At 64.1% G+C, this 22,111-nt stretch carries 22 protein-coding genes; 17 read left to right on the top strand and 5 right to left on the bottom strand.

The genetic code is table 11. The annotated features are described in order from the left end of the window. The first annotated feature begins 1 nt into the window (after position 1). The 4 genes from XH85_RS30970 to XH85_RS30955 all read left to right on the top strand — a co-directional run bounded on the left by XH85_RS30970 (position 2) and on the right by XH85_RS30955 (position 3,022). Positions 2–757, top strand: a complete 756-nt coding sequence (locus tag XH85_RS30970) for an ABC transporter ATP-binding protein (protein ID WP_128934872.1) — start codon at positions 2–4, stop codon at positions 755–757. After that, positions 754–1,467, top strand: coding sequence for an ABC transporter ATP-binding protein (locus XH85_RS30965; RefSeq protein ID WP_128934871.1), 714 nt, complete (start codon positions 754–756; stop codon positions 1,465–1,467). The genes XH85_RS30970 and XH85_RS30965 overlap by 4 nt, the downstream gene beginning before the upstream one ends. Before the next feature lie 166 nt (positions 1,468–1,633). Next, the gene (locus tag XH85_RS30960) at positions 1,634–1,852 is read left to right on the top strand and encodes a hypothetical protein (RefSeq protein ID WP_091892324.1); all 219 of its coding nucleotides are present in this window, start codon (positions 1,634–1,636) and stop codon (positions 1,850–1,852) included. 111 nt (positions 1,853–1,963) lie between these two features. After that, positions 1,964–3,022 carry a YeiH family protein gene (locus XH85_RS30955; protein WP_128934869.1) on the top strand — a complete coding sequence of 353 codons (1,059 nt, stop codon included), beginning with the start codon at positions 1,964–1,966 and terminating at the stop codon, positions 3,020–3,022. 168 nt (positions 3,023–3,190) lie between these two features. On the opposite strand, the gene XH85_RS30950 is transcribed toward XH85_RS30955, so the two are convergent. The 5 genes from XH85_RS30950 to XH85_RS30930 form a co-directional block, all read right to left on the bottom strand. Next, positions 3,191–4,063 (bottom strand): ABC transporter ATP-binding protein, encoded by an 873-nt coding sequence (locus tag XH85_RS30950; protein WP_164934553.1) that lies wholly within the window; start codon positions 4,061–4,063, stop codon positions 3,191–3,193. Further along, positions 4,060–4,968: an ABC transporter permease gene (locus XH85_RS30945; RefSeq protein WP_128934867.1), complete on the bottom strand. Its 909-nt coding sequence runs from the start codon at positions 4,966–4,968 to the stop codon at positions 4,060–4,062. Before XH85_RS30945 ends, XH85_RS30950 begins: the two co-directional genes overlap by 4 nt. Continuing rightward, a complete protein-coding gene (locus XH85_RS30940) occupies positions 4,965–6,386 on the bottom strand; it encodes an ABC transporter substrate-binding protein (RefSeq protein WP_164940863.1) in 1,422 nt (473 codons plus the stop codon). Before XH85_RS30940 ends, XH85_RS30945 begins: the two co-directional genes overlap by 4 nt. A gap of 181 nt (positions 6,387–6,567) precedes the next feature. Then, on the bottom strand, positions 6,568–7,344 hold the full coding sequence (locus tag XH85_RS30935; RefSeq protein ID WP_128934865.1) for a Crp/Fnr family transcriptional regulator: 777 nt from the start codon (positions 7,342–7,344) through the stop codon (positions 6,568–6,570). A 249-nt stretch (positions 7,345–7,593) separates the two neighbouring features. Continuing rightward, positions 7,594–7,890, bottom strand: coding sequence for a gamma-butyrobetaine hydroxylase-like domain-containing protein (locus tag XH85_RS30930; RefSeq protein ID WP_164940566.1), 297 nt, complete (start codon positions 7,888–7,890; stop codon positions 7,594–7,596). Positions 7,891–8,105: 215 nt separating this feature from the next. Between XH85_RS30930 and XH85_RS30925 the strand changes: the two genes are divergently transcribed. From XH85_RS30925 to XH85_RS30865, 13 genes are all read left to right on the top strand, one after another. Continuing rightward, positions 8,106–8,879, top strand: coding sequence for a ferredoxin--NADP reductase (locus XH85_RS30925; protein WP_128934863.1), 774 nt, complete (start codon positions 8,106–8,108; stop codon positions 8,877–8,879). Positions 8,880–8,981: 102 nt separating this feature from the next. Beyond that, complete coding sequence (locus XH85_RS30920; RefSeq protein WP_128934862.1) at positions 8,982–10,724, top strand: fumarate reductase/succinate dehydrogenase flavoprotein subunit; 1,743 nt, start codon at positions 8,982–8,984, stop codon at positions 10,722–10,724. A 32-nt stretch (positions 10,725–10,756) separates the two neighbouring features. Further along, positions 10,757–10,990, top strand: coding sequence for a 4Fe-4S dicluster domain-containing protein (locus tag XH85_RS30915; RefSeq protein WP_007593252.1), 234 nt, complete (start codon positions 10,757–10,759; stop codon positions 10,988–10,990). Between the two features lie 2 nt (positions 10,991–10,992). Beyond that, positions 10,993–11,970 carry a HEAT repeat domain-containing protein gene (locus XH85_RS30910; protein ID WP_128934861.1) on the top strand — a complete coding sequence of 326 codons (978 nt, stop codon included), beginning with the start codon at positions 10,993–10,995 and terminating at the stop codon, positions 11,968–11,970. 101 nt (positions 11,971–12,071) lie between these two features. Beyond that, the gene (locus tag XH85_RS30905; protein WP_128934860.1) at positions 12,072–13,244 is read left to right on the top strand and encodes a fumarylacetoacetate hydrolase family protein; all 1,173 of its coding nucleotides are present in this window, start codon (positions 12,072–12,074) and stop codon (positions 13,242–13,244) included. A gap of 549 nt (positions 13,245–13,793) precedes the next feature. Further along, complete coding sequence (gene ytfQ, locus XH85_RS30900; protein ID WP_128934859.1) at positions 13,794–14,759, top strand: galactofuranose ABC transporter, galactofuranose-binding protein YtfQ; 966 nt, start codon at positions 13,794–13,796, stop codon at positions 14,757–14,759. Between the two features lie 123 nt (positions 14,760–14,882). Further along, positions 14,883–16,427, top strand: a complete 1,545-nt coding sequence (locus XH85_RS30895) for a sugar ABC transporter ATP-binding protein (RefSeq protein WP_164940561.1) — start codon at positions 14,883–14,885, stop codon at positions 16,425–16,427. Next, positions 16,424–17,416: an ABC transporter permease gene (locus XH85_RS30890; protein ID WP_128934857.1), complete on the top strand. Its 993-nt coding sequence runs from the start codon at positions 16,424–16,426 to the stop codon at positions 17,414–17,416. Before XH85_RS30895 ends, XH85_RS30890 begins: the two co-directional genes overlap by 4 nt. Continuing rightward, positions 17,413–18,393 (top strand): galactofuranose ABC transporter, permease protein YjfF, encoded by a 981-nt coding sequence (yjfF, locus tag XH85_RS30885; RefSeq protein WP_091892347.1) that lies wholly within the window; start codon positions 17,413–17,415, stop codon positions 18,391–18,393. The genes XH85_RS30890 and yjfF overlap by 4 nt, the downstream gene beginning before the upstream one ends. Beyond that, entirely contained in the window at positions 18,390–19,166 is a 777-nt protein-coding gene (locus XH85_RS30880) for a FadR/GntR family transcriptional regulator (RefSeq protein ID WP_091892349.1), read from the top strand. Before yjfF ends, XH85_RS30880 begins: the two co-directional genes overlap by 4 nt. Then, the gene (locus XH85_RS30875; protein ID WP_128934856.1) at positions 19,163–20,089 is read left to right on the top strand and encodes a Gfo/Idh/MocA family protein; all 927 of its coding nucleotides are present in this window, start codon (positions 19,163–19,165) and stop codon (positions 20,087–20,089) included. Before XH85_RS30880 ends, XH85_RS30875 begins: the two co-directional genes overlap by 4 nt. 2 nt (positions 20,090–20,091) lie before the next feature. Further along, a complete protein-coding gene (locus tag XH85_RS30870; RefSeq protein ID WP_128934855.1) occupies positions 20,092–21,168 on the top strand; it encodes an aldose epimerase family protein in 1,077 nt (358 codons plus the stop codon). After that, positions 21,168–22,046 (top strand): SMP-30/gluconolactonase/LRE family protein, encoded by an 879-nt coding sequence (locus XH85_RS30865; RefSeq protein WP_164940565.1) that lies wholly within the window; start codon positions 21,168–21,170, stop codon positions 22,044–22,046. The genes XH85_RS30870 and XH85_RS30865 overlap by 1 nt, the downstream gene beginning before the upstream one ends. The last annotated feature ends 65 nt before the right edge of the window (positions 22,047–22,111 follow it).

Below are 22,111 nucleotides of genomic sequence, written 5' to 3'. Positions count from 1 at the left end.
GATGCTTGAGATCCGCAACCTCGCAAAATCCTTTGGCGGCGTGAAGGCGACCAACGATGTCTCGCTCGACTTCCCCGACGGCTCGCTCACCGCGGTCATCGGCCCGAACGGCGCCGGCAAGAGCACCTTCTTCAACCTGATCACCGGTGCCTTGAGGCCGGATTCCGGCCAGGTGCTGCTCGACGGCGTCGATCTCGCCGGCCGATCGCCGCCCGAGATCGTGCGCCATGGCATCGGCCGCGCCTTCCAAGTGGCCAGCATCTTCAAGTCGCTCACGGTGCAGGAGACCATGCTTGCCGCCGTCAGCGCCGACCAGCGGACCTCGGCGGTGCTGCACAAGCGCTTTCCGCTGCCGGAGACGCGCGAACGCGCCGAGCACGTGATGGAGCTGCTGGGGCTCGCCGGCAAACGTCATCGTACCGCCGCGACCCTGTCGCATGGCGATCAGAAGCTGCTCGATATCGCGCTCGCGCTGGTGCTCGAACCCAAGGTGCTGCTGCTGGACGAACCCACCGCCGGCATGGGCCCGGACGAGCGCTGGCGCATGATCGACAAGGTGCGCGAGCTCTGGGAGACGCAGAAGATCACGGTTGTCTTCATCGAGCACGACATGGACATCGTGTTCAAGATCGCGCCAAAAATCGTGGTGCTTTGCTACGGCCGCATCCTGGCAACCGGCACGCCGGACGAGATCCGCAACAACAGCGCCGTGATCGACGCCTATCTCGGCACCGAACATGCGGGAGCTGCCGCATGAGCGCAGCCGTCATCGAAGTCGCCGATCTCGATGTCTATTATGGCACCAGCCAGATCCTGTTCGGCGTCGGCCTGTCGGTGCGGCAGGGCGAGACCATGGCGCTCTTGGGCCGCAATGGCGCCGGCAAATCGACGACCATGAAGGCGATCATGGGGCTGGCGCCGCCGCGGAGGGGCAGGATCAGCCTGCGCGGCGCGGTGATCTCAGGCCTGAAGCCGCACACCATCGCGCGCGCCGGCCTCGGCTTCGTGCCGGAGGATCGTCAGATTTTTCCGGAGCACACGGTCGAGGACAATCTCGTCATCGGGAAGAAGAAGGGACCGGACGGCCAGGACGAGTGGCCGATCAAGCGCATTTACGAGGTCTTCCCGCTTCTGGAGCCGCTGCGCCATCGTATCGCCGGGCGCCTCTCGGGCGGTGAGCAGCAGATGCTCGCGATCGCGCGCACGCTGATGGGCAATCCGGCGCTCCTGCTGCTCGACGAGCCGAGCGAGGGCCTCGCGCCGATCATCGTGCAGCGGATCGGGGAGCTGTTGCGGCAACTCCGCCAACTCGGATCGACGGTGCTGATCGCTGAGCAGAACATGCATTTCTGCCTGGGGCTGGCGAGCCACGCCACCGTCATCGACAAGGGCCAGATCGTCTATGCCGCCGGAATCGACGAGCTGAAGGCCAACGACGCGATCCGGCGCAGGTATCTGGCCCTGTAAGCCGGGCCGCCGGTGTCCAAATAGGCCGAAGAAGAAAACTATTGTCCTGAGGTTGCCAGACGGAAGGAGTTTTCTCTCGGGAGGGCAAAAACGCCAATCGCTTCCATTGCCGTTTGAGGCCGAAAAGACGACATTCCTATCAGGATTTGATGGGTTGGCCAGAGCCATGGAACGTACCGGATTTGAACCCTTCGGCGAGCAATTGGTGTCCGCGACGGACACCCAGCCGCGCTCGCGTACGTCAAAGCTCCTGCTGCGGGCCGGCACCGGCCTGTTCTGGTCGCTGGTTGCGGGTATCGTGCTTGCCCGTGCCGCCTTCTTCGAGCCCGGCATCTATGACGGCTTCAGCCGCGTCGCTTCGCTGGCCAAGAGCCTGATCTTCTAAGGCCGATTATTCCGGCCTGAGGATAGAACTTCCCTCGGGCCTGATATGTCGAAAACTTATTTCCCTACGGAAGCGCACTGCGTATAAATCTTTCTCCTCAGGGAGAGATTTGTGTCGCAGAATCAAGCATCCAGCCCGGCCGAGACCAAGCCGGCCTCCGCCGCGAGCCGTATTGCGGCACTGATTCCCGGCATTCTCCTCTGCGTTCTCGTCGCCGGTGTCTCGGCTCTGCTCGAGCGGGCGGAACTTGGCGTGTTCGAGCATCCCTATGTCGAGGCGCTGGTGATGGCGATCCTGCTCGGGATGGCCTTGCGCAGCTTCTGGAAGCCCGCGCCGCGCTGGCAGGCCGGCATCGCTTTCAGCGCCAAACAGCTTCTCGAAGTCGCGGTCATGCTGTTGGGGGCCTCCATCAGTTTCGCCGCCATTGCCGCCTCGGGCATCGCGCTGCTCGCGTCGATCGCGGCCGTCGTCGTGATCGCACTCTGCGTCTCCTTCGGCCTCAGCCGCATGCTCGGTCTGTCGACGCGTTTGTCGATCCTGATCGCCTGCGGCAACTCGATCTGCGGCAATTCGGCGATTGCGGCCGTGGCGCCGATCATCGGCGCCAACAACGACGAGATCGCATCCTCGATCTCCTTCACCGCGATCCTCGGCGTGATGATGGTGCTGGGCCTGCCGCTGTTGATTCCACTGTTGCAGTTGTCGGCGACGCAATATGGCATTCTCGCCGGCCTGACCGTCTATGCGGTGCCCCAGGTGTTGGCGGCGACGGTACCGGCCGGACTCGTCTCCACGCAGATCGGCACGCTCGTGAAATTGATGCGCGTATTGATGCTCGGGCCGGTCGTCGTCGGCCTCTCGCTGGTTGCCTCGCGCTGGCACAGTGATGCCAAGAAGACCAATGTCGGCTTCTTTCGCCTGGTGCCGTGGTTCATCCTCGGCTTCCTCGCGCTGGCGACCCTGCGCTCCCTGGAGATCGTGCCGGCCACGGTGGTCGGGCCAGTGACGAAGATCACCGGCTTTCTCACGGTGGTCTCCATGGCCGCCCTCGGCCTCGGCGTCGACGTGCGCGTGCTGGCGAATGTCGGCGGTCGCGTGACGGCCGCCGTGACGCTGTCCTTGATGCTGCTGCTCGGCATCAGCATCGCGCTGGTGCATTGGTTCAAATAATTAGAGCAAAACTGCCGTAGGGTGGGCAAAGGCGCGAAAGCGCCGTGCCCACCACTCGGTTCGGCGTGCAACTAAGTAAGATGGTTGGCACGCTTCCGCCTTCGCTCTACGAGCTACGGCGGACAAGCCGCTTTGCCCACCCTACGAGACTGAGCGCGCTCACTGCGCCTAAATCACATCCGCCAGCGAGTGGCCGTGCAGCTCGATGTTCAAGCCCTGCATGCCCATGTCGTTGATCTCGCCGCCCATTGCCTTGAGGCTTTCCTCGCGGATCAGCGACATCAGCCCGCGGCGCAGAGCCAGAAACTCCGACGACATCATCATCGATTGCTGCCGCGGCCGCTCCAGCGGGATCGGAATCTCCGCCTTGATCGAGCCGGGGCGCGCTGTCATGCAGTAGACGCGGTCGGAGAGGAAGATCGCCTCGTCGATGTCGTGGGTGACGAACAGCACCGAGATCTTCAGCCGCTGCCACATGTTGGTGAGGATCTGCTGCATGATGACGCGCGTCTGCGCATCAAGCGCGCCGAAGGGCTCGTCAAGCAGCAGCACTTTCGGCCCCGTGGCGAGCGCGCGGACGATGCCGACGCGCTGCTTCATGCCGCCGGACAGCTTTTCCGGATAGTGCTTCTCGAACGCCTCCAACCCCGCGAGTCCGAGCAGCGTGCGTGCCGCACGCTCGCGCTGCGAGCGCGGCATGCCGCGCATCTTCAGGCCGAATTCGACATTTTCCCGCACCGTCTTCCAAGGAAACAGCGAATATTGCTGGAACACCATGCCGCGCTCGGCGCTGGGGCCGTTCACGGGCTCGCCGTCGACGGTGACGATTCCGGTGGTCGGCTTGAGGAAGCCGGCGACCGCATTGAGCAGGGTCGACTTTCCGCATCCGGAGGGCCCGACGATCGAGACGAACTCGCCGGGCTTCACATGGATCTGCGTGTCGGTCACGGCCTGCACCGCTCCCTCGATGGTCTCGTAGGCGAGGGAGAAGTTCTTGACCTCGATATGGCCCTTCGGCTCGCTCGCAAGCACCTCGCTCATGTTGACCTCCACGGCATCACCAATTGCCCCGCGCCTCTGATGAGCAGGCTCGATCCAAGGCCGAGAACGCCGATCGCGATCATGCCGAGCGCGATGTCGGCATACTGGACCAGCGAATAGGCCTCCCAGGTGAAGTAGCCGATCCCGTATTGCCCCGAGATCATCTCGGCAGCGATCAGCGATACCCAGGCGACACCCATGCCGACCGTGAGGCCGGTGAAGATGTGCGGCAGCGAAGCCGGAAAATACACCTCGCGGAAGATCGAGCGCTCGCGTGCACCGAGACATTGCGCGGCGCGGACCAGCACTGGATCGACCAGCGACATGCCGTGCAGCGTATTGACGAGGATCGGGAAGAACGAGCCGAGGAAGGTGATGTAGACGATGCTCTGCTCGTTGGTCGGCCACAGCATGATTGCCATCGGTACCCAGGCGATCGCCGGTATCGGGCGCAGCACTTCGGCGACCGGGAAGATCACCTCATGCACCAGCTTGAAACGACCCATGATCAGACCGAGCGGCACGCCCACGATCGCCGCGAGCGAGAAGCCGATGAAGATGCGCCGGCAACTGAGCAGGATGTGCAGCAGGAATTTGGGATCGTGGATCGCCTTGGTGAAGCTCGCATAGACCGCGAGCGGCGATGGCACGTTGGTGAAACGTACGAAGAACACCACGCGATAGGTCGTGAGCAGGTGCCAGACCAGCAGGAAGGCGAGCAGCGAAATCACGCCGATCGCGGTTGCGCGAAGCCGGCCCTGATTCAGCCGGTACCAGCGCCGCGCGAGCGTGCCGAACGAAGGGGGTGTTGCGGGCGGAGTGACGGCGGACACGGGAGCCGTCTCTGCAATGGCTGTTGCCGACATGCTGTCCTCGGAATGTTTGCGGAGGGCGGGACTGCTCACGTCTTGCCTCCGCCGACCGCCGCCTTCACCGCGTCATCGAAGCCGAGCACCTTGCCGCTGATCTTGGCGGCGTAGGCTTCGGCATCTTTCTTGAGCAGGAAGGGCGCCACGTCGCCATTGCCGACCGCGAAGAAAGCCTGGTCGGCGAACAGCTTGATGCCGCGCGTGGTGTCGAAGACATAGGCGACATTGATCTTCTTGCCCTTGGTCTTGTAGTCGGCATAGGCGCCGAGGGTGCAGGCTGCGGATGAGAAGGGCATGATGCCGGCATCATCCACCCAGACCTCGCCCGCCTTGCGCGGATCGGCGATCGGCTTCTTGCAGAAAGAATCTTCGCCGGAAATCTCGTAGTTCTTGGTGCTCGCAAGCTGCGGGTTATAGTCGAGCTTCATCTCGGCGTAGGCCTTGCGGATGTAGCTGTCGTCGACCCACTTCTTCGGATCGAACTCCTTCATGCGACCGAGGTTTTGCAGCACCTTGACGTCGGCCGTGGCGGCATCGATCAGCGCCGGCTTGATCGTTGGGTCGGTGGTCATGTTGCCGCTCGGGCCGAGGAAGATATAGACGACTTCCTTGCTGATGCCTGTCCATTCCTGGATCTTTTCGGCGGCGAGCTTGGGATCGTCGCGCAGCCACTGGTTGGCGGCGATCACCGCCTTGAAGTAGGCGACGACGACTTCCGGATATTTCTCCGCGAAATCGGTGCGGACGACAATGCCGTGGAAGGTCGGCAGATTGGTCTCGACGCCGTCAAAAATCTTTCGCGCGAAGCCGCGGAAGGGCAGCAGCTCTGCGAATGGAACGAAGTCGGCATGCGCGTCGATCTTCTTCTCCTGGAGGTTGGTCGAGCCGACTTCGGGGCTCTGGCTGACCAGCTGGAAGAAGTCAGTGGGATAGCCACGGTCCTGCATCGCCTTCAGCACCATGCCGTGCGCGGCCGAGCCGAAGGGAACGCTGACGAGCTTGCCCTTGAGATCGGCGAGATCGTAGTAGGGCGAATCCTTGTGAACGACGATGCCGTTGCCGGAGCCTGACAGGCTGTAGGCAGCGATGCCGATCAGTCGGCTCTTGCTCTCGGGATTGCTCTCGAAGGTGAAGCCGTTCACGATCAGCGGATAGTCGCCCATCATGCCGATCTGGAGCTTGTTCGCCATCATCGCGTTCGTGACGGGTGGGCCGGACGTGAAATTCTGCCACTCCAGCTCGAATTTGATGTTGGCGTATTTGCCGTCCTTCGGCAGGTATTTTTCGAGCAGATGCAGCTGCCGGATGACGACGCCGGCGGTCACCGTGTTGGTCGTGGTGTCCTGCGTTCCGATGCCGAGCGTGACGGTTTCCGCCGAGGCCGGCTGCGCGAGCAAAAGCGCCAGCGAAGTCATCGACATCGCGATCGAGAGCGTGGGAAGATGGCGGACCATTCTCATCCTCATTCGGTTGGATGTGCTGTGGTTGCCATGATTGGGTGAGGGCCCGGACAGGGCAAATCCGGAATGACACCCGCAGTCGATTAGTTGCCGGGAAAAACTGATTGCATACTCCTTGGGCAGTCCTGCACTATAAAGCCGCTTGCCTGTGCACCGGCCCTGGTCGCAAGCTCATTCAGTCAGACGCGTGTCCACGCATCTCCTCCAGCACGTCGGGCCGGCAGACCACGATCTGCGAGCGCTTCGTCAGCACGATTCCCTTTTCCTGCATGCGCTTCAGGCTGATCGTGACCCATTGCCGGGTGGCGCCGACCATGTGCGCGATGTCGGCATGGGTGAAGGCGGCTGCAATCACTCGGCCATCGGCATCCTCGACGCCATAGAGCTCGACGAGGTGCAGCAGCAGGTGCGCGAGGCGCTGCGTGATAGAGCGCGTTCCCAGCATCTGGGCCAGCGCCGAATAGCATTTGCCCTTGAAGGTCAGTCCCTCGATCAGGCCGATCGCAAGGTTGGGGATCTCCACGGCAAGGGATCGCAGCTCCTTTCCGGGCAGGTGCACCACGCTGCAATTGCTGGATGCGACACCGGACCATTGGTGAACGGTGCCTTCGAACACTTCGGGCCCGCCGACGAAATTGCCGACATGCCAGTAGGCCAGCGTGATCTCCCGCCCGAGCGGGGAGGTGTAGAAGACGCGAATGCGGCCGCTCTCGATCAGCCAGATGCCGTCATGCTTGCCGCCCTGGCTGAACAGCGTCTGGCCGCGGTTGAGCACTTTTCGGCGGCCTTGTTTCAAGACCAGCTCACGCTCGCGCGGCGACAGCTTGTCCATCAGCGGTGGCGGGCCGCCGATCCATTGCTGGTTCTCGGTGAGCAGCAGCGAGGAGCTACCGGCAGGCCGGACTGCCGGGGGAACAGTCCCACGAACTGCATTCGCCGCCTGCAACATCATCTGCCTCCGGAACGCTCAAATCGTTCTAAAGAGGAGCAATGTCCGTGCCAGATGGGGAGGGAATGCTGCTGTCGGAGCCTACGCGCGCCACACATTCAGGTGTCATCGCCCGGCTCGACCGGGCGACCCAATATTCCAGAGACAGCAATGAGTTACGGAGAGGCCGCGGCGTACTGGATTCCCCGCCTTCGCGGGGAATGACAGCGGAGTTTGTGGCCACTGTCCCGCCTATCTCAAGACTGCGTCGGCTTAACGCCCCACCAAACTCAGCAAATAAGGCTTCGGGTAGATCCCCCTGTTATGGCCGTCCGAAAACGAGATATTCAGCCCATAGCCGAGATCGCCGATCTCGGTGATCGCAATGCCCGGAAATGCCTTAGGAAAGCGGTCGTCGAACCGGGCGCGGGTGCAGTGGGCGCATTTGCAGGAGAGGCGGAGCGTTTCCGCGGGCAGGCTGATCGTCTCGTCCTGCGTGGTGCGGACGAGGAGCGAGGCGAGATCGGCGCTGGCTTCATAGTCGGCCACGGTCGGTGCCACCAAGGTCATGGTCATGACGTATCTCCGACCTTGCTCTACGTTTCGCAGCGCCGCTGCGATAGCAACTAATTGCCGGCGCAGGCGCGGGGCGCCTATCTTCGATGCCTGCACTTCAAGCGTCGCCCCCAAATGTGAAACTAATCGACCGGGAATTTCACTTCCGCGTTGCCGTAGTCCCCGCTCTCCGAAACCTTGTGCGCAATCGAGCCAAGGAGAGACGGCGGATGAGCGCATTTCAAAAGGAAACGGTTTTGTCGGTCAGGCACTGGACCGAGTCTCTGTTCAGCTTCACTGCGACGCGCGATCCCGGCTTCCGCTTTCAGAACGGCCAGTTCGCGATGATCGGCCTCGAGGTCGAGGGCAAGCCCTTGATGCGGGCCTACAGCATGGCCAGCGCCAATCACGAGGAGGCGCTCGAATTCTTCTCGATCAAGGTGCAGGACGGCCCGCTCACCTCGCGCCTTCAGAAGATCAGGCAAGGCGACATCATTCTGGTCGGTCGCAAGGCGACGGGCACGCTGATCACCGGCAACCTCATTCCGGGAAAACGCCTCTTGCTGCTCTCGACCGGCACGGGGCTCGCGCCGTTCGCCAGCCTCATCAAGGACCCCGACGTCTACGAGAACTACGAGACCATCGTGCTTGCCCATGGCTGCCGCCAGGTTTCGGAACTTGCCTATGGCGAGCACGTCGTCGAAGGCCTGCGCAATCACGAATTTTTCGGACCGCTGATCCGCGACAAGCTCATTTATTACCCGACCGTGACCCGCGAGCCGTTCAGGAATCGCGGCCGCATCACTGACCTGATCGCATCGAACCAATTGTTCGACGATATCGGGCTACCAGGCCTCGATATCCGGACCGACCGCATCATGCTCTGCGGCAGCCCGGCGATGCTGGAGGAACTCCACGCAATGTTCTCGGCGCGCGGCTTCGTTGAGGGCAATCACAGCCAGCCCGGCCATTTCGTGATCGAAAAGGCCTTTGTCGAGCGCTGAAGCGCAAATCGCACCCCGTCGACAACTAATTGCTATCGCCGGGACGTCACCTGAACAAATCTGACGCAAAGGCGCCGACCATCGGCCAACCAGGAGCAAGCGATGGCACTAGATCAGATCGTCGACGGACTTTCGGAGGTTTCCTGTGATGTGTTGGTGATCGGCGGCGGCACAGCCGGCCCGATGGCGGCGCTGAAGGCGAAGCTGAAAAACCCGAAGGCCAACGTCGTCCTGCTCGAAAAGGCCAACGTCAAGCGCTCCGGCGCGATCTCGATGGGCATGGACGGGCTGAACAATGCCGTCATCCCCGGTTACGCGACGCCCGAGCAGTACACCAAGGAAATCACCATCGCCAATGACGGCATTGTCGACCAGAAGGCGGTCTATAAATACGCGCAGAACTGCTACAAGGTCATCGAAGAGCTCGACAGTTTCGGCATCCGCTTTCTCAAGAACGAGAACGGCGATTACGCGGTCAAGAAGGTGCACCACATCGGCACCTATGTGCTGCCGATGCCGAACGGCGAGACCGTGAAGAAGGCGCTGTATCGCCAGCTCCGCCGCGCCCGCATCCTGATCTCCAACCGCTACATGGCGACGCGGCTCTTGAAATCCGCCGACGGCCGCATCGCCGGTGCGGTCAGCGTCAATACCCGCACTGCCGAGATGCTGGTGATCAAGGCCAAGGCGGTGATCCTGTGCATGGGCGCCGCCGGCCGTCTCGGCCTGCCGACCTCCGGTTACATGTTTGGCACCTACGAGAACGCCGCCAATTCCGGCGACGGCTATGCCATGGCCTATCACGCCGGCGCAGCGCTCGCGAACCTCGAATGCTTCCAGATCAACCCGCTGATCAAGGACTACAACGGTCCGGCCTGTGCCTATGTCGCGGGCCCCTTCGGCGCTTACACCGCGAATAACGAAGGCTCGCGCTTCATCGAATGCGACTATTGGTCCGGCCAGATGATGCTGGAATTCTACAACGAACTCTTGTCCGGCAAGGGTCCGGTGTTCCTCCAGCTCAAGCATCTCCACCCCGACACCATTTCCGAGATCGAGTCGACGCTGCACAAGGTCGAGCGCCCGACGCGCGGCCTGTTCCAGCAGGGGCGCGGGGTCGACTATCGCAGCGAGTCGATCGAGATGCACATTTCCGAGATCGGCTTCTGCTCCGGTCACAGCGCTTCAGGCGTGTTCGTAGACGACAATGCCCGTACCACCGTGCCTGGCCTTTACGCCGCTGGCGACATGGCGAGCGTTCCGCACAACTACATGCTGGGCGCCTTCACCAACGGCTCGGTCGCCGGCATCGATGCCATGGAATTCGCCGACAGCCACGACTTTGCGGAGTTCGATGCCGCGGATGTCGCCAGGGAACGCGACCGTGTGATGGCGCCGACGAAGCGCGAGGACGGGATTCCGCCGAACCAGATCGAGTACAAGACCCGCCGCCTCGTCAACGATTATCTCCAGCCGCCGAAGGTCACCCGCAAATACGAGCTCGGCATGCGCCGTCTCGCCGAGGCGAGGGAAGACATGCAGGAGCGCATGATTGCGCGCAATGCGCACGAGCTGCTCCGCGCGCTCGAGGTGCAATCGATCATGGATTGCGCCGACATGGCTGCGCATGCCTCGCTCTACCGCGAGGAGAGCCGTTGGGGCCTCTATCACTGGCGCACCGGTTTTCCGGAGAAGGACAATGAGAACTGGTTCTGTCACACGCTGCTGTCCAAGCGGGACGGCAGGATGACCAGCGAGAAGCGGGCGGTGGAACCCTATGTCGTCCCGATCGCCGACGATGAGAAGGACCTCTACGACAAGCAGCGCATCCGGGCCACAGCCTGAGCCCTCATCACAGCAAGCAACAGGAGATAACGATGCCTCTCGCGTCCTATCAGACATCGGTTCCGGTGGTCGTCGACGACGCCAAATGCATCGCCGACAAGGGCTGCACCGTGTGCGTCGACGTCTGCCCGCTCGACGTGCTGCGCATCAGCGACATGACCAACAAAGCCTACATGGCCTATGACGAGTGCTGGTACTGCATGCCCTGCGAGGCGGATTGCCCGACCGGCGCCGTCACCGTCAACATTCCGTATTTGTTGAGGTAGTCATGTCGAGCCCGTTCGAGTCCTATGACGATCTCGACGACGCTGATGAGCGGCTCCAGGCGGCCGATCCCGCCGAGCGCCGTGTCGCCATCATCGCACTCGGCCATTCCGGCGATCCCGCCGCGGTCGCTCATCTCGCCAACATGGTGGCCGATCCCGACGCAGGCGTGCGCCAGCAGGTCGCGATGGCGCTCGGCGAGTTCGACGGGCCGGAGGCCGCGAGCGCGCTGGTAAAGCTGCTGGTCGACCCCGAGAGAATCGTCGCGGGCGCCGCGGCCGACAGCATGGCCGAATTCAAGGATCCCGCTTGCGCCGATGTGATCCTGCCGCTGGTGAGGCATCCCCACGCCTTCGTCCGCATGGGCGCACTGCGCGCGCTCAAGGAGCTGCGTCGCAAGGACACGCTGAAGCCGGCGCTGGAAGCATTACAGGATTCCGATGCCGCCGTGCGCGTGCAGGCGATCGGCGTGATCGGCTTCCTGAAGCTGGAAGAATCCATCCCCGCGCTGACGGCGCTGATCAACGATCCCGACGCCCATGTGCGCCGCGCCGCCGTGAGCGCGCTTGCATTCTCGCAGATGAAGCCTGCCGCGGAGACGATCACGCGTGCGTTGAAGGACTCGGACTGGATGGTGCGGGAGATGGCTGCGGAAACGCTGGGCCTCAACGTCAACGGTTCGCTCGCGGCCGATCAGCTCGTCGCCTGCCTTGCCGACGAGTTCTGGCAGGTGCGGCTGAAGGCGATCCGCAGCCTCGGCAAGATGAAGATCGAACGCGCGGTGCGCCCGATCGGCAATTGCGTCAATCACGACCAGGCCAATCTGCGCAAGGAGGCCGCCGCAGCGCTCGGCGAGATCGCCCATCCCGACGGCGAAGCATTCTTGGCCGTGATCGCCGATGATCCCGATCCCGATGTTCGCAAGAACGCACGCTGGGCGCTTCAGCAGATTGCGGCGGGGAAGGCGCGGGCGGGGGCATAGCCGCCGCTCTGGACTTCCCTCGCCAGACGTTTATTGGTCTTCGCCAAGGGGACCGGCCGTCGAATGATGCGGCCGGTCCGAAAAACAGCGAGGACGCGGCCATGACGACATTGACGGTTAAAGACCTTCTCCCCGAGGACGGCACGCAGGGAACGCTGGCCGGCCGCGTCTGGCTGCCGCAGGCGAATGGGCCCGCCGTCGTCGCCGTGCGGGGCGACGGCGTCTTCGACGTCACGGCGAAATTCCCCACCATCAGCGCGCTCTGCGAAGAGGACGATCCAGCCAAGGCGCTTAGCTCGACCAAGGGCGAGCGCATCGGCGATCTCGAAGCCATCGTCGCCAACACGGCACCCGATGGGCGCGATCGTCAGAAGCCATGGCTGCTTGCACCCGTCGATCTCCAGACGCTGAAGGCCGCCGGCGTCACCTTCGCGATCTCGATGCTGGAGCGCGTGATCGAGGAGCGCGCCAAGGGCAACCCTGCCTCGGCTGAAGCGATCCGCAAAGAAGTGACGCGGCTGATCGGCGACGATCTGTCGAAGCTCAAGCCCGGCTCGGACCAGGCGATGCATCTAAAGCAGGTGCTGATCGACCAGAACGCCTGGAGCCAATATCTCGAGGTCGGCATCGGTCCCGATGCCGAGGTCTTCACCAAGGCGCCGACATTGTCGTCGGTCGGCACCGGCATGGATGCCGGCCTGCATCCGAAATCGACCTGGAACAACCCCGAGCCCGAGCTCGTGCTGTTCGTCTCGAGCCGCGGTAGGATCGTCGGCGGCGCGCTTGGCAACGACGTGAACCTGCGTGACTTCGAGGGCCGCTCGGCGCTGCTGCTGTCGAAGGCCAAGGACAACAACGCCTCTTGCGCGATCGGCCCGCTGCTACGCCTGTTCGACGACACGTTCTCGCTGGACGACGCGCGCAGGCTGGACATCAGCCTCAACGTGAAGGGCGCGGACGGATTCGTTCTCAACGGCCATTCCTCGATCAGCAAGATCAGCCGCGACCCGACCGATCTCGTCGCGCAGACCATCGGCAAGGTGCATCAATATCCAGATGGTTTCGTGCTGTTCCTCGGCACGATGTTCGCGCCCGTCGAGGACCGCGATGCGCCGGGGCAGGGGTTCACCCACAAGCGCGACGACATCGTCACGATCGCCGCGCCCCAGCTCGGCAAGCTCGTCAACCGCATGCGCACCAGCGACGAGTGCGAGCCGTGGACCTTCGGCATCGGCGCACTGATGAAGAATCTCGCGCAGCGAAAGCTGATCTAGCTCTTCGCCTCTCCCGCTTGCGGGGAGAGGCCGGATTTTGCGAAAGCAAATTCCGGGTGAGGTGGGCTCTCCACGAGTCGATTAGGCCGACATAAGCACAGCTCTCGCCACATCGTCATTGCGAGCGCAGCGAAGCAATCCAGAGTCATTCCGCGGAGGGATTCTGGATTGCTTCGCTGCGCTCGCAATGACGGGGAGGAGAGGTTACGAGTCCGTCTCTCACTGTTTTCGCGGAGATCCCCCTCACCCCAACCCTCTCAGCGCGAGCGAAGCTCGTCGCGGCCCGTAAGAACGGGGCGAGGGAGCGCGCTGTCGCTGTCCACAATTTCTCCTTCATCTCCGCGTTGCATCTGTGGAATAAAATCGCGCTGTGCGTGTCATCTATGCGGCCAGCCGGTTCCGCCGCTCACCTTCCACTAAATAGTCAAATAATATGACTATACGGAACCATTCTTCCGTGAAATAGTGACTTCCGCCGCCTCGAAGGCCGGCCCGCGGGTGCCATGCTACCATCGGCGCCCCGGACAAACATCTTGGGAGACACGCCTGATGACCTTCAAAGCCCTCTTTGCGGCCAGCGCCACGGCCGCGTTGCTGCTTGCCCTGCCGGCGAATGCCGCCGAGCTCACCATCGGCTTCTCGCAGATCGGATCGGAATCCGGCTGGCGCGCGGCAGAGACCTCGGTCTCCAAGCAGGAAGCCGCCAAGCGAAAGGTCAATCTCAAGATCGCAGACGCGCAGCAGAAGCAGGAGAACCAGATCAAGGCGATCCGCTCCTTCATCGCGCAGAATGTCGACGCGATCTTCCTTGCGCCAGTCGTCTCGACCGGCTGGGATTCGGTGCTGAAGGAAGCCAAGGAGGCCAAGATCCCGGTCGTGCTGCTCGACCGCGACATCGATCCCTCTGGCAAGGAGCTCTATCTCACCGCTGTCACCTCCGACAGCGTGCACGAAGGCGAGGTCGCCGGCGACTGGCTGGCCAAGACCGTCGGGGCTAAGGCCTGCAACATCGTCGAATTGCAGGGCACGGTCGGCGCGAGCGTCGCGGCTAACCGCAAGAAGGGTTTCGACACCGCCATCGCCAAGCATGCGAACCTGAAGGTGGTGCGCAGCCAGACGGGCGACTTCACCCGCGCCAAGGGCAAGGAGGTGATGGAGAGCTTCATCAAGGCCGAAGGCGGCGGCAAGTCGATCTGCGCGGTCTACGCCCACAACGATGACATGATGGTCGGTGCGATCCAGGCGATGAAGGAAGCCGGCCTCAAGCCCGGCAAGGAGATCCTCACCGTCTCCATCGATGCGGTCCCCGATATCTTCAAGGCGATGGCCGCCGGCGAAGCCAATGCGACCGTCGAGCTGACGCCGAACATGGCCGGCCCGGCGCTCGATGCGATTGCGGCATTCAAGGGCAAGGGCACGGTTCCGCCGAAGTGGATCCAGACCGAGTCCAAGCTCTATACCGCTGCCGACGATCCGCAGAAGATCTACGACAGCAAGAAGGGCCTCGGTTACTGAGGCGGGCGCTGCGCCGGACCGCCATGTTTCGGTGGTCCGGCGATACCCCCTTCGAAATCGCTATGCGAACGAATAGGCTGGGTGACCGCATCATCGGCGGGCACTGGCGGGAGTGACGTTGTCATGGAGAACAGCCCCGATCCTGCTCCGGCCCTTCTGGAGGTGCGCGGGATCAGCAAAAGCTTCGGTGCTGTGCGTGCGTTGCAGGAGGTCGACTTCACGCTGCGCGCCGGCGAGATCCATGCGCTGCTCGGGGAGAACGGCGCCGGCAAGTCCACGCTGATCAAGGCGGTCACCGGCGTGTTCCCGCGCGATGCCGGCATCGTCAGGATGAGTGGCGAAGCCATCGCGCCGCGCTCGGCCAAGGCCGCGCTTCAGGCCGGCATTGCCACCGTCTACCAGGAAGTCAATCTGCTGCCGAACCTCTCGGTGGCACAGAATCTGTTTCTCGACCGCCAGCCGATGCGTTTCGGCATTGTCCGCGAAGGCGAGATGCGTCGCCGCGCCAAGGCCTTGCTCGCGGACTTTGGCCTCGACATCGACGTCGGCGCGCCGCTCGGCAGCTATTCGGTCGCCGTGCAGCACGTCACCGCGATCGCGCGGGCCGTCGATCTCTCCGCACGCGTGCTGATCCTGGACGAGCCGACCGCGAGCCTCGACCGCCACGAGGTCGAGATTCTCTTCGGCATCATGCGCCAGCTCGCAAAGCGCGGCATCGGCATCGTCTTCGTCAGCCACTTCCTGGACCAGGTCTACGAGATCTCCGACCGCATCACGGTCTTGCGCAACGGCCGCCTGGTCGGGGAGCGCGAGACGGCTTCGCTGCCGCGGCTGGAATTGATCCGGATGATGCTCGGTCGCGAGCTGGCCGAGACCACTAGCGCGCGGGCTTCTGCCACCGAGCACAAGGCGCGCGAGATCTGCGCGAGCTTCGAGGGTTACGGCAAGGCCGGCTATGTCGCGCCGTTCAATCTCGAGCTGCGCCATGGCGAGGTCGTCGGTCTGGCCGGCCTGCTCGGCTCGGGCCGGACCGAGACGGCGCGGCTGGTGTTCGGCGCCGAACGCGCCGATCGCGGGCAGGCGAGGGTGGAAGGCACCCCCGTGCGGCTCCAGTCGCCGCGCGACGGCGTCCGCCACGGTTTTGGCTATTGCCCGGAGGAGCGCAAGACTGACGGCATCGTCGCCGAGCTCAGCGTGCGTGAGAACATCGTGCTCGCGCTCCAGGCCAAGCGCGGGCTGCATCGCCCGCTGTCGCGCCGCGAGCAGGACGAGATCGCGCGCCGTTACGTCAAGATGCTCGACATCCGGCCGGCGGACCCGGAGCGCGCCGTCGGCCTGCTCTCCGGCGGCAATCAGCAGAAAGTGCTGCTGGCGCGCTGGCTCGCGACATCGCCGCGCCTGCTGGTGTTGGACGAGCCGACCCGCGGCATCGATGTCGGCGCGCATGCCGAGATCATCCGTCTGATCCGCGAGCTCTGCGACGACGGCCTCGCACTGCTCGTGATCTCCTCCGAGCTGGATGAGATCGTGACCTATTCCGATCGCGTCGTGGTGTTACGCGATCGTGCCCATGTCGAGGAGCTCGCAGGCGAGGCGATCGACGTCGGCAACATTCTTGCGGCCATCGCCGCGGACGGCGCCAGCGTTGCGCATGAGGGCCGGGCATGACAGCGCTGTTGCCGCGCCGCGGCCTTGCCCAGATCCTTGCGCTGGTCGTCATCCTGGCGGTCGATCGCGTGGTGTCGCCGCAATTCTTCGACCTGCGTCTCCAGGACGGCCGGCTGTTTGGCAGCCTGATCGACGTGCTCAACCGTGGCACGCCGGTGGCGCTGCTTTCGCTCGGCATGGTGCTGGTAATCGCCACGCGCGGCATCGACCTGTCGGTCGGCGCCGTCATGGCGATCTCGGGCGCGATCGCGGCGAGCCTCGCCGACAGCCACGGTCTGCCGATCGTGCTGGGGGCTGCGCTCGGTGCCGGACTCGTCTGTGGGCTCTGGAACGGCTTCCTCGTTGCCGTGCTCGGCATGCAGCCGATTGTGGCGACGCTGATCCTGATGGTGGCCGGACGCGGCATCGCCCAGCTGATCACCGAGGGGCGCATCGTGACCTTCTCTTCGCCGGATCTGGTCTGGCTCGGCAATGGCGCCATTCTCGGCCTGCCGGTGCCGGTCGCGATTGCCTTGGGCATGCTGATCCTCACCGGCGCGGTGGTGCGCGGCTCGGCGCTGGGGCTGCTGATCGAGGCGACCGGCGGCAATGCGCGCGCAAGCGAGCTCGCCGGCGTCGGCACGCGGGCCATGATCTTGTCGGTCTATGTCTGGTGCGGCGTCTGCGCGGCGCTCGCCGGCGTGATCGCAGCCGCCGACATCATGGGCGCGGATGCCAACAATGCCGGCCTCTGGCTCGAGCTCGACGCCATTCTTGCGGTGGTGATAGGCGGCACCTCGCTGTTCGGCGGCCGCTTCAGCCTGTTGCTCGCCGTGCTCGGCGCGCTGATCATCCAGACCATGAACACCGGGATCCTCTTGTCCGGCTATCCGCCGGAGTTCAATTTGCTGGTCAAGGCGGTGGTGGTGCTCGCGGTGCTGTTGCTGCAATCGCCGAAATTCGCCGGCATTGCCGGAATCGCCGCGCGGGTGCGGAGGTCCAAAGCATGAAAGGCCTGCCGCCCGTCCTCATCACGGCCATCGTGCTCGTCGCCGGCTTTGCGCTCTGCGCGATGCAATTCCCCAACATTGCCTCGACCCGCGTGGTCGGCAATCTCCTCACCGACAACGCTTTCCTCGGCATCGTCGCGATCGGCATGACCTTCGTCATCATCTCCGGCGGCATCGATCTCTCGGTCGGCTCGGTGATCGGTTTCACCACTGTGTTCGTGGCGCTGGCCATCGAGCGCTGGGGCGTGCCGCCGCTGGTCGCTTTCGCCGCCATCCTGGTGCTCTCGGCTGGGTTCGGGGCTACAATGGGCGCCGTGATCCATGTCTTCGACCTGCCGCCCTTCATCGTCACGCTCGCCGGCATGTTCTTGGCACGCGGTGCGAGCTTCCTGCTCTCGACGGAATCGGTGCCGATCACCGCGCCGGTCTACTCCACCGTGTCGGACTTCGCGCTGCGGATGCCCGGCGGCGGACGGCTGACGGCGATCGCGATCATCATGCTGGTGATCGTGATCGGCGGCGCCCTGCTGCTGCATCTCACCCGGTTCGGCGCCAATGTCTATGCGCTCGGCGGCAGCCGGGCGACCGCGAGCCTGATGGGCGTTGCAGTCGGCAAGATGACGGTGAAGATCTACATGCTGTCGAGCCTGCTGGCGGGCATCGCCGGCATCGTCTTCTCCTTCTACACCAGTGCGGGCTATTCGCTCTCCGCGGTCGGCGTCGAGCTCGACACCATCGCGGCCGTCGTGATCGGCGGCACGCTGCTCACCGGCGGGCAGGGATCAGTGATCGGCACCTTCCTCGGCGTGCTGATTCAGGGCCTGATCCAGACCTACATCAATTTCGATGGCACGCTGTCAAGCTGGTGGACTAAGATCGCGACCGGCGTGCTGCTGTTCGCCTTCATCGCCTTGCAGCAGGGGCTGGTCGCGCTTGCACGACGACCGGTGAGGAAGAGTGCAGGAGCAATCTCATGACCTCGCGCATCGTCGTCATCCCGACGCGACGGGCCCACTCCAACCATGCGGAGGTGGCCCGCTCGATCGGTGTCGACATCATCGCCGGCCGCTATGCGGAGGGGACGCGGCTGCCCGGTGATGCCGAGATGATCGCGATGTTCGGCGTGTCGCGGCCGGTGCTCAGGGAGAGTGTGAAGACCCTGGTCGCCAAGGGGCTGCTCACCACCAAGGCGCGGGTCGGTACCGTCGTACGCGAGCGCGGCGCCTGGAACATGTTCGACGCCGACGTGCTGGCCTGGCATCTGGACGCCGGCATCGACAAGCGTTTCCTCAACGACCTCGCTGAGATCCGTCTGGCCGTCGAGCCGCGCGCCGCCGCTCTCGCAGCTATGCACCGGTCCGACGAGGACGTCGCTGAGCTCCGTCGCTGCATGGATCGCATGCGGCTTGAAGCGTCCGACTCCGTCGGCTTTGCCGATGCCGACCTCGCGCTCCATGTTGGGGTGGCGCGTGCCTCCGGCAATCTGTTCATGCGCTCGATCGGGCATGTCATCGAGGCTGCGCTCCGCGCCTCGTTCCTGCTGAGCGCCCCGGTCGAGTCGGAGGACCGCGACACCGTGCTGCTCTGGCATCAGAAGATCGTCGATGCCATTGCGGCGGGCGATGTCGACGCCGCGTCGGAGGCGATGGTCTACGTCATTCACAACGGCATGCGCCGCCACGAGGACGCGGTGATCGAAACCGCGCCGGCCGAGCCGCTGTCATCTGCGAAATCCGGAGAGAGATCGTGACTGAACTTCGTATCGCCATCGTCGGCTTCGGCAAGATCGCGCGCGACCAGCACCTTAGTGCGATCGCGGCGACACCGGGTGCGACGCTCGTGGCTGTCGCCAGTCGCAACGCTTCGCTGCCGGGGCTGCCGCATTTCGCCACCATCGAGGAATTGCTGGAGAAGGGGCCGCCGATCGACGCGGTGTCGCTCTGCACGCCGCCGCAGGTGCGCCGTGCCCAGGCGGCCGCGGCGCTCGCCGCCGGCAAGCATGTCATGCTGGAGAAGCCGCCCGGCACCGGCGTTGCCGAGCTCGATCCGCTGATCGCGATGGCGGCGAAGGCGAAGCGGACGCTGTTTGCGACCTGGCATTCGCGCTACGCGCCGGCGGTCGAGCCGGCGCGGCAATGGCTCGCCGAACGCCGCATCACCTCCGTGCACATCAGCTGGAAGGAAGACGTCCGCGTCTGGCATCCCGGGCAAGGCTGGATCTGGGAACCGGGCGGGCTTGGCGTGTTCGATCCCGGCATCAACGCGCTGTCGATCCTGACCAAAATCCTGCCGCAGGCGGTGTTCGTCACGGCGGCCGAGCTGGCCTTTCCCGCCAACTGCCAGGCGCCGATCGCCGCGAAGCTGACGCTGACGGACATCGGCGGCCTGCCTGTCACCGCCGAGTTCGATTTCCGCCAGACCGGACTGCAGAGCTGGGATATCCTCGTGGAAACCGATCAGGGCCAGCTGACTCTGTCCGGTGGCGGCAGGCGCATGGCGATCGACGGCAAGACCGTTGCCGAGGCGCCCGATGAGGAATATCGGGAGCTCTACCGGCGCTTCGTCGATCTCGCTGCGACCTGCGCGAGCGACGTCGATCTGGCGCCATTGCGTCTCGTCGCCGATGCTTTCCTGCTCGGCAAGCGGACGATCGTCGAAGCATTTGTGGACTGACAATGGCTGGCTCGAAAATAACAAGAGACGTTTTCGGAACACTGCCGGACGGCCGCAACGTCGAGCGCATCGTGCTGCGCGGAGCGGGCAAGTTCGAAGCGCGGATCATCACCCATGGTGCGGTGATCCAGGCGCTGATCGCGCCGGACGCGAAGGGCGGCTACGACGATGTCGTGCTCGGCCACGATGCGTTCGCGGGCTATCTCGCCGAGCGAAAGTTCTTCGGCGCCACCGTCGGCCGTTATGCCAACCGCATCGCCAAGGGACAGTTTTCGCTCGACGGCGAGACGGTGCAGCTTCCCGTCAACAACGGTCTGAATGCGCTGCACGGCGGCCTCGATGGCTTCGATCGGAAACTCTGGGAGATTGCGGAGATCGACGAGGGCGCCGAGCCCGCCGTGATGCTCACCTATGTCAGCCCGCATGGCGAAGAAAATTATCCCGGCCGGCTCGATGTGCGTCTGACCTATCGCATCACGGGGCCGACTGAGCTGTCGCTCACCATGGAAGCCCGCACGGACCGGCCGACGATCGTCAACCTCACCAACCACAGCTTCTTCAATCTGGAAGGTGCGACGTCGGGTACCCCCATCCTTGATCATAGACTGACGGTCGCCGCCGAGCATTTTCTCGCGATCGATCCCACCGCCATTCCGCTGCCGGAGCCGCCGCGTCACGTTGCCGGCACGCCGTTCGACTTCCGCGAAGCACGGCCCGTCGGTGCGCGCATCCGCGAGAGCGATCAGCAATTGCAGAGCGGCAGGGGCTACGATCACACCTACTGCCTCGCGCGTGATGGCAAGCTTGCTTTCGCGGCCCGGCTGGAGGCGCCGCGCTCGGGGCGCATCATGGAGCTGTTCACCGATCAGCCCGGACTTCAGGTCTATTCCGGCAATTATCTCGATGGCACGATCTCCGGGAAGGGCGGCAAGCTCATCCGGCAGTCGGATGCGATGTGCCTGGAACCCCACATCTGGCCCGACGCGCCGAACCGGCCGGATTTCCCGAGCCCGCGGCTCTCACCCGGCGAGGTCTATCGCCATCACACGGTCTATCGCTTTTCGGTGAGGACGACATGATGGAAGAGGTACCGACGTCTGTGCTCTCGGACCATCCTTGCCATCTCGGCGAGGGACCGACCTATGATGCGACCACCGACACCGCCTGGTGGTTCGACATCCGCGAAGGGCTGCTATTCGAGGCGCAGCTCAGCGGCGGTGAGGTCCGCATCCATGCGCTCGGCCGGATGGCGAGCGCGCTCGGACGCATCGATGCCGAGCGTCAGTTGATCGTCGCTGAGGATGGGCTTTACATCCGCAAGCTTGGCGATGGCGCGATGAAGCTGTTCTGTCCGCTCGAAGCCGACAATCCCGCCACGCGTTCCAACGACGCGCGCGTGCATCAATCCGGCACGTTCTGGATCGGCACCATGGGACGCAAGGCGGAAGCAGGGGCGGGCGCGATCTACGCGTTTCATCGCGGCAAGATCTCGCTGCTGTTCCCCCGCATCAGCATTCCCAACTCGATCTGCTTCTCGCCGGACGGTGCGATCGGCTATTTCGCCGATAGTGCGCGCGCCGTGCTCTACACGGTGCCGCTCAATCCGGCGACGGGCCTGCCGCGCGGCGATCCGGAGGTGCTGCTGCGCCACACCGGCATCGGCGGCCCCGACGGCTCGGTGTGCGACGCCGAGGGGCAGATCTGGAATGCCTGTTGGGGCGCGGGCCGTATCGATGTCTACTCTCCGCAGGGCGAGCGCCTGCGCTCCTTGAGCGTTCCTGCGAAGCAGGCGAGCTGCCCGGCTTTCGTTGGCCCCGATCTGTCCCGTCTCCTCGTCACCTCCGCCTGGCAGGACATGGACGCGGCTGCGCGCGCCGCCGATCCGCAAGCAGGCCAGACCTTTCTGTTGGATGCATCCGCGCGCGGTCGTGCGGAGCCCGACGTCAAGCTCGCATAGGAGATCGAAGCAGCCCACCCACGTTCTCGACGACACGAAGAAACAGTCTGACACCCAAAGGGAGT

This window comes from Bradyrhizobium zhanjiangense, assembly GCF_004114935.1.
Classification (GTDB): domain Bacteria; phylum Pseudomonadota; class Alphaproteobacteria; order Rhizobiales; family Xanthobacteraceae; genus Bradyrhizobium; species Bradyrhizobium zhanjiangense.
This window is presented reverse-complemented; position numbering and strand designations above follow the sequence as displayed.

What these genes read in the sequence shown, in the direction of transcription:
- XH85_RS30970 (WP_128934872.1), top strand. Translation starts at nt 2, where the DNA reads ATGCTTGAGATCCGCAACCTCGCAAAATCCTTTGGCGGCGTGAAGGCG.
- XH85_RS30965 (WP_128934871.1), top strand. Translation starts at nt 754, where the DNA reads ATGAGCGCAGCCGTCATCGAAGTCGCCGATCTCGATGTCTATTATGGC.
- XH85_RS30960 (WP_091892324.1), top strand. Translation starts at nt 1,634, where the DNA reads ATGGAACGTACCGGATTTGAACCCTTCGGCGAGCAATTGGTGTCCGCG.
- XH85_RS30950 (WP_164934553.1), bottom strand. Translation starts at nt 4,063, where the DNA reads ATGAGCGAGGTGCTTGCGAGCGAGCCGAAGGGCCATATCGAGGTCAAG.
- XH85_RS30940 (WP_164940863.1), bottom strand. Translation starts at nt 6,386, where the DNA reads ATGGTCCGCCATCTTCCCACGCTCTCGATCGCGATGTCGATGACTTCG.
- XH85_RS30935 (WP_128934865.1), bottom strand. Translation starts at nt 7,344, where the DNA reads ATGATGTTGCAGGCGGCGAATGCAGTTCGTGGGACTGTTCCCCCGGCA.
- XH85_RS30930 (WP_164940566.1), bottom strand. Translation starts at nt 7,890, where the DNA reads ATGACCTTGGTGGCACCGACCGTGGCCGACTATGAAGCCAGCGCCGAT.
- XH85_RS30925 (WP_128934863.1), top strand. Translation starts at nt 8,106, where the DNA reads ATGAGCGCATTTCAAAAGGAAACGGTTTTGTCGGTCAGGCACTGGACC.
- XH85_RS30920 (WP_128934862.1), top strand. Translation starts at nt 8,982, where the DNA reads ATGGCACTAGATCAGATCGTCGACGGACTTTCGGAGGTTTCCTGTGAT.
- XH85_RS30915 (WP_007593252.1), top strand. Translation starts at nt 10,757, where the DNA reads ATGCCTCTCGCGTCCTATCAGACATCGGTTCCGGTGGTCGTCGACGAC.
- XH85_RS30910 (WP_128934861.1), top strand. Translation starts at nt 10,993, where the DNA reads ATGTCGAGCCCGTTCGAGTCCTATGACGATCTCGACGACGCTGATGAG.
- XH85_RS30905 (WP_128934860.1), top strand. Translation starts at nt 12,072, where the DNA reads ATGACGACATTGACGGTTAAAGACCTTCTCCCCGAGGACGGCACGCAG.
- ytfQ (WP_128934859.1), top strand. Translation starts at nt 13,794, where the DNA reads ATGACCTTCAAAGCCCTCTTTGCGGCCAGCGCCACGGCCGCGTTGCTG.
- XH85_RS30895 (WP_164940561.1), top strand. Translation starts at nt 14,883, where the DNA reads ATGGAGAACAGCCCCGATCCTGCTCCGGCCCTTCTGGAGGTGCGCGGG.
- XH85_RS30890 (WP_128934857.1), top strand. Translation starts at nt 16,424, where the DNA reads ATGACAGCGCTGTTGCCGCGCCGCGGCCTTGCCCAGATCCTTGCGCTG.
- yjfF (WP_091892347.1), top strand. Translation starts at nt 17,413, where the DNA reads ATGAAAGGCCTGCCGCCCGTCCTCATCACGGCCATCGTGCTCGTCGCC.
- XH85_RS30880 (WP_091892349.1), top strand. Translation starts at nt 18,390, where the DNA reads ATGACCTCGCGCATCGTCGTCATCCCGACGCGACGGGCCCACTCCAAC.
- XH85_RS30870 (WP_128934855.1), top strand. Translation starts at nt 20,092, where the DNA reads ATGGCTGGCTCGAAAATAACAAGAGACGTTTTCGGAACACTGCCGGAC.
- XH85_RS30865 (WP_164940565.1), top strand. Translation starts at nt 21,168, where the DNA reads ATGGAAGAGGTACCGACGTCTGTGCTCTCGGACCATCCTTGCCATCTC.